Genomic DNA, 7578 nt, shown 5'->3' with positions numbered 1-7578 from the left:
GGCAGGGACTATGCCAAAAACATCTGTGTTGCTGATTGGGTTTATTACCCTGACTTTGCTCATTTAAAATCTACCGCATTAGCGTTTTTTGGCTTTTCTGAGATCCAAAGAAACTGTTGCTTGAGATATTCCGAGAAGATCAGCAATTTCGGCTTGTGATAAACCTGATGCATACATCCCGACCTCAAGCTCACGGCGCTCGATAATGCTTATCTGGCTAGGATCGAATCTAGTAGCCTGCTGAAAGCTACCGTTTGCTCTTACCCTTAAAGATTCTACCCGACCGTCCTTTTTAGTTTTATGAATCGATACTACCCCACCCGACCCGGTGATTTTAAACGTGTCAGTAGGTCGGACGTTAAATTCATTAAGGGCGGACAGCAAATTATCTGGCCGAGCAGGAACAAGCTTTGCCAATGCAGCCTCCTAATAGGTTTCGTTGAAACCAATTAGTTTGTACCTCTGCGAGCTGTCAAGTCAGCTCCGATGCGGTGGCAAGCGATGCAAAACTCATAGGTTCTGCATCATTCTGGAAACCGCAGAAATCCGGGCGCTTCCGTGATGCATATATCCGATGCACAACGATCGCATGATCTACGGCTATGCGCGCGTCTCCTCCACCGGCCAGGACCTCACTCAGCAGGTGGCCCAGCTCCTCGCCGCCGGCTGCGTGAAGGTCTACCAGGAGAAGGCCAGCGCCGCGTCGGCCGAGCGGCCCAGGCTCAAGCGCGCGATCGGCGCGCTCGATGCCGGCGACGTGCTGATGGTGACGGCCACCGATCGCCTCGCCCGCAACACCCGCGACCTGTTGAACATCCTCCATGCTGTGAATGAGGCGGGGGCCGGCTTCCGCTCGATCGCGGAGCCGATGGTGGACACCACCTCGCAGTTTGCCGAGGTGGTCATTGCCGTGTTGGGGATCGCGGCGAGCTGGGAGCGTCAGCGGATCGTTGAGCGCACCGCTGTCGGTCGGGACCAGGCCAAGGCCCGTGGCGTGAAGTTCGGCCGGCGAGCGGCCCTTACCCCCCACCAGCAGGCCGAGGCGCTACAGCGGCTTGCTAGGGGAGATACCCAGCGCACCGTCGCGGCCCTGCTCGGGGTCGATCAGGCCACGATATCTCGGCTCTCGCGGCGGCAGGGGTGACGATCGCGCTACCCTTCGTCGGTGCGGCCGAACAGGCGACCGAAGAACCCGCGTTTGGATTCTGTGGGGCCGGGTCCGGCCAGCAGTCCGATCACTCGGGCTTGAGCCTCCCGCCGTTCCTCGTCCGATTGATCGAGGCGACGGCGAAGATCATCGATCGTGCCGTCCCGATCGCGCAACTGTTCCAAGGCAGCATCAAGACGGGCCTGCAACACATTGGAATCCGACCCGTTACGGGTGTCATCATTGCCGTTGCGTAGCGTTTCAGAAGGCGTTTCGGTTACTGGTGCGGCTGACTTGGGAGGGTACACCCGGTGCAGTTCGACCGGCTCAATCGAGAAAGAGCCGTCATCCTTCTTTGTCGCAGAAATCCGACCGCTATTGATGGCTCGCGATATGGAGGCCTTGCTGATACCCGTCGCCTTTGCGGCTTCTCCGAGAGTGTAAGCCATCTTATCGGTCCCTGTTGCGGATCGTTTCAAAATGTGATCCGCTAACCGTTAGCAGAAACGGTCAGATGGCGAAACGGTTAGACCCGGCCCCACTTAGTGGCACACCCCGTAACCCATTTCGTCCAGTCTGCCTTGAGAGCGTCTCCTACCAGTTTACGGCGCTGTTCGGGGCGCACGCGGGCATACTGATCCGCCAGTCGCTGTACGGAGTGACCACCGCCTAGGGCCATTCCGATTGCATGAAGCTCCGGGGTCTTGAACTCGTCCACCTGATCGTCGGCCGGCCAGCGCAGGGTGTCTGAAACCGATAGCCGAGAAGCCGCCGAGGCGATGAGGCTGGCGGTGTCGACGATGGTTTCTGTCGTCCCTTCCCGGCGGGCTTTTCGACCGCTGCTATGGCGTCCTGCCTCATCGGCCGCGGCGTCAGTGGCGTCGTCGTCTTTAGGGGTGAAGGTCAGGGTGACGTGGGTGATCTTGCCCCGCGCTCCGCGCTTTTCCGACCAGTCCATCGTGAAGGCGGCGAGCTGATCGATTTCGGCTTTCGCAAGGTCGAGGACGAAGCGACGGAAATCCGAAAAATTGAGCAACGTCTTAGGGGCCACGCCAACCCGCTCCCGCAGCTCCTCAATCGTGCCTGACCATCGAGGCTCGCGACGGCCGGCGAGCAGGCAACCCATCTCGTAAAGGGTGATGGCGTATTTAGATCGGAAGGCCAGCAGCGCCGCCCGGTTTAATCGGGCGTAGTAGTCGCTCCCTTGCAGAATGGCCCGAGCTGGTGCCGTGAACTCCCATTCGACGGTAGCTCGTCCATCTTCTGCGTGTTCGTTGAGGGTCCATGCCAGCAGGGCAGCGGTAAGGGTAGCAGCCCGCCCCTGAGCCGAGGTCGAAGACATCTGGAATTTCACATCCATCAGCTCGGCCAGGGTGTCTTGGATCCGATCGTTAGCATTGTGGCTACCTCGCAGCTCACGCTTGGCGATCACATGCGAGCCTGGTCGCCACGCCTCGCCGGCAGCTTTGGCGATCAGGAGAGCCAAGGTTTTGCGAGCGGCAAGGGAGGGTGATGTGCCAGCACCAAACCGAGCTTCGATGAACTCACCAGCTTTGACGATGGCATGACCGTCTCGGACCGATGCGGTGGAAGCCGCTTTCATGGTGCGACCTAGGGAGGGACCATCTGACATAGCTCAAAGTGTGTCAGAAACGAGCTACGAAGCAATGTCTATTCGTACCTCATTTCTGGATCAGGTCACCCCAACCCCATTTCTCGTAGCTGGGCACCCCATTTCTCGTAGGTCCGCACCCCATTTCTCGTACCTGCGCACCCCATTCATCGTAGGTCGAGCGATTTATTTGTTTAAAATCAGAGGCCAAGCGATCCTGAATCATAGAATCAATAGAATCTAGAATCATCGCGGGCGCGCGAGGCTGGCGTTGTATGATGACAAGCGGAATCGGCCTTCGGCCGATGCGCTGATGATGCGTGCCGGCTACGCCGTCACAGAGGCGGCCTACCGGCCGCAGGCTTGGCGAGAGAGGAGTCGGGGCGAGGGCACCGTACCATCATTCGCCGGTCGTCACGCGGCGAGGCGGTTTGCCGTTGCCATCGTGGACGACGATCGCGGCCACGCCCGAGGCGACGATGCGATCGATTAGGCGATCGGCTTCCTCCATCCGGTCGCTGGGCCAGTCGCGGGCGACGTGGACGCGATCGTCGCCGACTTCGACGGTCAGGTGGGAGATGGAGGGATCGAGGTCGAGCAGCCGCGCCATGTCGGCCTGTGCTTCGGCCGTGACGCGGTGCAGGCCGTCTCCGACCATGACGAGTTGCCAGGTGCGGGTGGACGCGTCACCGGTCATGGCAGCACCCAACCGCTAATCATTTTGGCGGTGCTGCTAGTGCCGTAGCAGTAGCGGCGACCGTTCGCTTTCTCGCTGTGCCAGCCATGATCCTTGGGGCAGGCGGCAATAGCGGGAATGGTCTGTTCGCTGGCCTGATCGATGCGGCGGGCGAGCTTGCCGTTGGTGGTGTTGGCCCAGCTCGCCGCGGCGACCTCATCGCGGGCGCGGGCATAGCCCGATGCCTCGCCCGCCCCGTTACCCAGGTAGTAGCCGTAACCCCCGGCGATCGGCACGAGCAGCGCGAAACCGGCAAGCGCGCCGTTCCACCACCTGTCCCACTGGCGCCGGCGTGTTTCATGGGCGCGGCGATCGGCGGCATCAGCAGCGAAGCGATCGTTGAGGGCTGCGCGTGCGGCAGTGTCAGCTTCTGCTTGGCGTTTCAGCTCCGCAGCAGCCGCTAGGAAGGCTTCTGCGGCCCCCTGGCGTGCTCCGGCCTTGGAATGGGCCGCTAGAGCATCAGGATCGATCAGGCGGGCTGCTATGGCCTTGTCGCGGGCTTCCTCCGCCTCGGCACGCTGGGCGTCCCTAGCAGCGGCATCAGCGAGGCTGGCGCGCACGTCCGACACCAGGTCGCGCAGGGTGCCGAAACCGGCGAGGATGCGCTGGATGTTGGTATCGAGGTGGGAGAAGAAGCTGTGCGCCTGGGCGGCGTCGGCGGCACCCCGCGCGCGATCGGTGGCAGAGGGCGACGGATCGGGGGGCATGTCGAACTCGGCCGGGTCGAACTTGCCGGTCGGGGGATCGGCCCGGTCCCCGCCACGACTCCTCCCCCTTCCGCGTTCCTGATCCTGGAGCTGGCGCGCCTGTTCGAGCAGACGGCGGGGTTTGTCATCCCGATCGCGGTCCATCAGCGATCCTCCCCGGGCAGCGTCCACCCCTCGAACGGTTTCTTGTCCTGATCCCGGCTGATGCGGTGGGTCAGCTCGGAGACGATGCCGGCGAACCGCTGTTCTTTACTGGCGGCGTCGATGAGCAGTCCGCCCAGGATGATCTTGCGGCGGGTGTCGAGGCGACGACCTTCGGCAGCGACACGGGCGTTGAGCGCATCGAGCCGGGCCTTGGCCTGCTCGACCCGTTTGCGGGCCAGTTCGATGGCTTCGGGTGTCGGTGCCGCCATACCTTCTCCGCGTGAAAGCACGATAACAGAGCGACTATAGCGCAATCTAACAAACGACGCCACCCGAGACGACGATAGGAGACAAGGGCGCACTTTAGCATTACCGTGTAATGCGTGCGGCAGGGGAACCCTGCACCCATGCCGCAAGCGGCAGCGGGGCCTCGGCCCCACACCCCGACCAGCGTCATGCCGCTGGACGACGTTTGAGAAGGCACGCGCGGACGATGGCGATCTACCATCTGGCGGTGAAATCGGTGTCGCGCTCGACCGGGCGCAGCGCGGTTGCGGCGGTCGCGTATCGTGCTGGCGTCTGCCTCGAAAACGAGCGTGACGGCCTGGTTCACGACTACACGCGGCGGGGCGGCGTCGAGGATGCGTTCATTGTCGCCCCGGAAGGCGCGGAGTGGGCGCAGGACCGCTCCGCCTTGTGGAATGCGGCAGAGGCGGCGGAGAAGCGCAAGGACGCCAAGGTGGCGCGGGAATACGAACTGGCGTTGCCGGCCGAGCTGGATGCCGGCCAGCGCCGCGACCTGGTTCGTGCTTTCGCGGAGGATATCCGGGACCGCTACGGGGTGGCGGTCGATGCGGCGATCCACGCCCCCCATGATTACGGCGACGATCGCAACCACCACGCGCACGTCATGACGACGACGCGCATGGTGGACGCGGAAGGGCTGGGCGCCAAGACGCGCCAGCTCGACGTGCGCTCGACAGCCTCGGTGGAGGTGGAGGCGATCCGCGAGCGGTGGGCGGGGATGGTCAACCAGGCGCTGGAACACGCCCAGGTGGCCGAGCGGGTTGATCATCGCAGCTATGCCCGTCAGGGACTGGAGATCGAGCCGACCGTGAAGATGGGCCATGCGTCGGCCGCGATCGAGCGCCGCGCCGAGCGCGAGCAGATCGCGGCCGGCGAGGAACCGCACGCCGTCACCCCACGCGGGCAGATGAACGAGGCAATCCTAGAGAAGCGGGGCTTGGGCCTTTACATCGAGCGCGGCCGGGAGTGGCTGCAGGAGATGGGGCAGCGGGTGCGCGACCGCGCCGAGTTGGCGGCGCAGGGCATGTCGAGCTTTGTCCAGGGCGCGGCACGGGCGATGCGATCGGGGTTGCAGACCAATGCCGGCGACGGGTTCGAGGCGGTGCCGGCGCTCGACCAGTCGCTCCGGCGCGAGCAGATGCCAGCGATCGAACTGGATCAGCCAGGACAGCGTGGGCGCGATCGGCAGCGAGAGCAGGAGCTGGACCGCCAGCGTGGGCGTGACGGGCCGGATATCGGCTTTGGGCGTTAGAAACTCGGAATAAGCCAGCCTTTAGCCAGCCAGGATTTTGGCAGTCCCGTGTCGTGATGCGCGCGCATCTTGACCCGCCTACTACCCTAACGCCGTCTCGCTCCAAACCAAGGAGGTCGCACGCTATTCCGAGTTTGCCAACTATAAGCGCAGGCGAGAGGGATGTCAAGAAAAAATATTGGGCTAGGTTTTGGCTGGCGAACTGCGATCCGCCTGTCTGGAACAATGGGGATATGAATATATGTCAGCTTCGTATGTTTTCCTATGTATATATCGTTGCGTATAAATTGATGGTGTATATATAGTAAGCCAGAATGGCGTATGGATATATCGCAATCTTAAGGTGCGTGCAATGGCGGACATGGTAGGAAAATGGGGAGCGGACGTAGCTGGGCGCGGCTTTGCCCAGGTCCCTAACTATCTGCTCCTGCTCAACCAGTTTTTGGACGAGGAAAGGCGTCTAAGCCCTGCGGAATTGCTGATCCTTATCGAGCTGACCGGGGCATGGTGGGCGCGAGATGAGATGCCCTTTCCAGCGTTAAAAACGCTAGCGGTTAGGTGCGGCATTTCCGATCGGCAGGCGCAGCGTGCAGTGTCACGTCTGGAAGAGATCCATCTTATAAAACGGGTTAAGCGTAAGCAGGGCGGCATGATCGCATCCAACGCCTATGACATGATGCCTTTGGTCCGGTTCCTCGGAGAGGTCGCCAAAGCCTTTCCCAATGAGTTCGAGCGTAAGATCAAACGGGATGAGGCGCAGAAATTAGGAGCGCTTCTGGATAGCGGTGCGCATGCCCAGGCGTCGGCGGCAGAGGCTGACGAGCCGGTTAAAAGAGTGCGGCTCGCCCAGCATAAGCCTAAGCGCGTCATAAATTTGGATGACTAAGGGCGAGGGTTGGCCGAGGTGCGGCTGGTTGCAGGTTGAGTCAGATTCAATTTTTTATTGACTCGGCTGGAATGCTCACTACATGAGAGAGTGCGTCATAAAGAGCATTTTGAGTGGGCTTACGAGGTAATTGGCTCGCTTATGTGGATGGCAGACCTGCCTCGAGGTCTGTTTCGCGTGACACTTAAAGGTGGTTTCCGACCCTAGCCGCGAGGCGAAGCTAAGGAAACGCTGCTAGCGCGACGCACTAAAAGCCGCCCTCGGGCGGCTTTTTCTATATCTGGCCTACGACTACACCTGCGGTTCTTGTGTTTGAATACGCAGTAACGACGGTCCAGTGAGGCGTCTCTACCTTATCAATCACCGTCCTTACGTATTCCAGAATAACGGTTCCGGTCACGATACGAACAGTATTGACTCTAAGTCTCTTTATTTTTCGATCTTCAAAATAAATCAAGCCGGGAGCCGTTAGGATTCTCTGAACGTAAGCTGGAACGTCATTCTGGCTTGTAAAGCCGGCCTGTAAAATTTCTTTTTCGTGTTCAGCCCATATATGAGCAACGCCATATCCCGAATTAGGTCCTATGTGTCTGCCAGCTACAAGGTGGATTGGCGCTTGAGCCGTGTTAATGATACCATCTTTTTGGCTATTTAGTGTCAGGGCAGGGACTATGCCAAAAACATCTGTGTTGCTGATTGGGTTTATTACCCTGACTTTGCTCATTTAAAATCTACCGCATTAGCGTTTTTTGGCTTTTCTGAGATCCAAAGAAACTGTTGCTTGAGAT

The 7578-nt window shown here is 60.4% G+C and carries 10 protein-coding genes; 3 read left to right on the top strand and 7 right to left on the bottom strand.

Annotated features, from left to right (window positions below; all coding sequences use genetic code 11):
- Positions 1-78: 78 nt before the first annotated feature.
- Positions 79-417 (bottom strand): sigma factor-like helix-turn-helix DNA-binding protein, encoded by a 339-nt coding sequence (locus BSZ14_RS19500; protein WP_139330534.1) that lies wholly within the window; start codon positions 415-417, stop codon positions 79-81.
- Between the two features lie 172 nt (positions 418-589).
- Between BSZ14_RS19500 and BSZ14_RS18265 the strand changes: the two genes are divergently transcribed.
- Positions 590-1144, top strand: coding sequence for a recombinase family protein (locus tag BSZ14_RS18265; RefSeq protein ID WP_076712003.1), 555 nt, complete (start codon positions 590-592; stop codon positions 1142-1144).
- A gap of 8 nt (positions 1145-1152) precedes the next feature.
- Here BSZ14_RS18265 and BSZ14_RS18260 read toward each other — a convergent pair whose 3' ends face one another.
- From BSZ14_RS18260 to BSZ14_RS18240, 5 genes are all read right to left on the bottom strand, one after another.
- Entirely contained in the window at positions 1153-1596 is a 444-nt protein-coding gene (locus BSZ14_RS18260) for a recombinase (RefSeq protein WP_076712001.1), read from the bottom strand.
- Between the two features lie 77 nt (positions 1597-1673).
- Entirely contained in the window at positions 1674-2750 is a 1077-nt protein-coding gene (locus BSZ14_RS18255) for a replication initiation protein (protein ID WP_076712000.1), read from the bottom strand.
- 409 nt (positions 2751-3159) lie between these two features.
- Entirely contained in the window at positions 3160-3456 is a 297-nt protein-coding gene (locus BSZ14_RS18250; protein WP_076711999.1) for a hypothetical protein, read from the bottom strand.
- Complete coding sequence (locus tag BSZ14_RS18245) at positions 3453-4346, bottom strand: hypothetical protein (protein ID WP_076711998.1); 894 nt, start codon at positions 4344-4346, stop codon at positions 3453-3455. The genes BSZ14_RS18250 and BSZ14_RS18245 overlap by 4 nt, the downstream gene beginning before the upstream one ends.
- Positions 4346-4615, bottom strand: a complete 270-nt coding sequence (locus tag BSZ14_RS18240) for a mobilization protein (RefSeq protein WP_076711997.1) — start codon at positions 4613-4615, stop codon at positions 4346-4348. Before BSZ14_RS18240 ends, BSZ14_RS18245 begins: the two co-directional genes overlap by 1 nt.
- 224 nt (positions 4616-4839) lie before the next feature.
- Between BSZ14_RS18240 and mobQ the strand changes: the two genes are divergently transcribed.
- Together mobQ and BSZ14_RS18230 are read left to right on the top strand one after the other, a co-directional pair.
- On the top strand, positions 4840-5904 hold the full coding sequence (mobQ, locus tag BSZ14_RS18235; protein ID WP_076711996.1) for a MobQ family relaxase: 1065 nt from the start codon (positions 4840-4842) through the stop codon (positions 5902-5904).
- Positions 5905-6256: 352 nt separating this feature from the next.
- Entirely contained in the window at positions 6257-6790 is a 534-nt protein-coding gene (locus BSZ14_RS18230; protein ID WP_076711995.1) for a helix-turn-helix domain-containing protein, read from the top strand.
- A gap of 274 nt (positions 6791-7064) precedes the next feature.
- Here the strand turns inward: BSZ14_RS18230 and BSZ14_RS19785 are convergent, their stop codons facing one another.
- The gene (locus tag BSZ14_RS19785; protein ID WP_158069238.1) at positions 7065-7514 is read right to left on the bottom strand and encodes a hypothetical protein; all 450 of its coding nucleotides are present in this window, start codon (positions 7512-7514) and stop codon (positions 7065-7067) included.
- Positions 7515-7578 lie beyond the last annotated feature (64 nt).

The organism is Sphingomonas sp. Sph1(2015) (assembly GCF_001970915.1).
Classification (GTDB): Bacteria; Pseudomonadota; Alphaproteobacteria; order Sphingomonadales; family Sphingomonadaceae; genus Sphingomonas; species Sphingomonas parapaucimobilis.
This window is presented reverse-complemented; position numbering and strand designations above follow the sequence as displayed.

What these genes read in the sequence shown, in the direction of transcription:
- BSZ14_RS18230 (WP_076711995.1), top strand. Translation starts at nt 6,257, where the DNA reads ATGGCGGACATGGTAGGAAAATGGGGAGCGGACGTAGCTGGGCGCGGC.
- BSZ14_RS18265 (WP_076712003.1), top strand. Translation starts at nt 590, where the DNA reads ATGATCTACGGCTATGCGCGCGTCTCCTCCACCGGCCAGGACCTCACT.
- BSZ14_RS18250 (WP_076711999.1), bottom strand. Translation starts at nt 3,456, where the DNA reads ATGACCGGTGACGCGTCCACCCGCACCTGGCAACTCGTCATGGTCGGA.
- BSZ14_RS19785 (WP_158069238.1), bottom strand. Translation starts at nt 7,514, where the DNA reads ATGAGCAAAGTCAGGGTAATAAACCCAATCAGCAACACAGATGTTTTT.
- BSZ14_RS18240 (WP_076711997.1), bottom strand. Translation starts at nt 4,615, where the DNA reads ATGGCGGCACCGACACCCGAAGCCATCGAACTGGCCCGCAAACGGGTC.
- BSZ14_RS18245 (WP_076711998.1), bottom strand. Translation starts at nt 4,346, where the DNA reads ATGGACCGCGATCGGGATGACAAACCCCGCCGTCTGCTCGAACAGGCG.
- BSZ14_RS18255 (WP_076712000.1), bottom strand. Translation starts at nt 2,750, where the DNA reads ATGAAAGCGGCTTCCACCGCATCGGTCCGAGACGGTCATGCCATCGTC.
- mobQ (WP_076711996.1), top strand. Translation starts at nt 4,840, where the DNA reads ATGGCGATCTACCATCTGGCGGTGAAATCGGTGTCGCGCTCGACCGGG.
- BSZ14_RS18260 (WP_076712001.1), bottom strand. Translation starts at nt 1,596, where the DNA reads ATGGCTTACACTCTCGGAGAAGCCGCAAAGGCGACGGGTATCAGCAAG.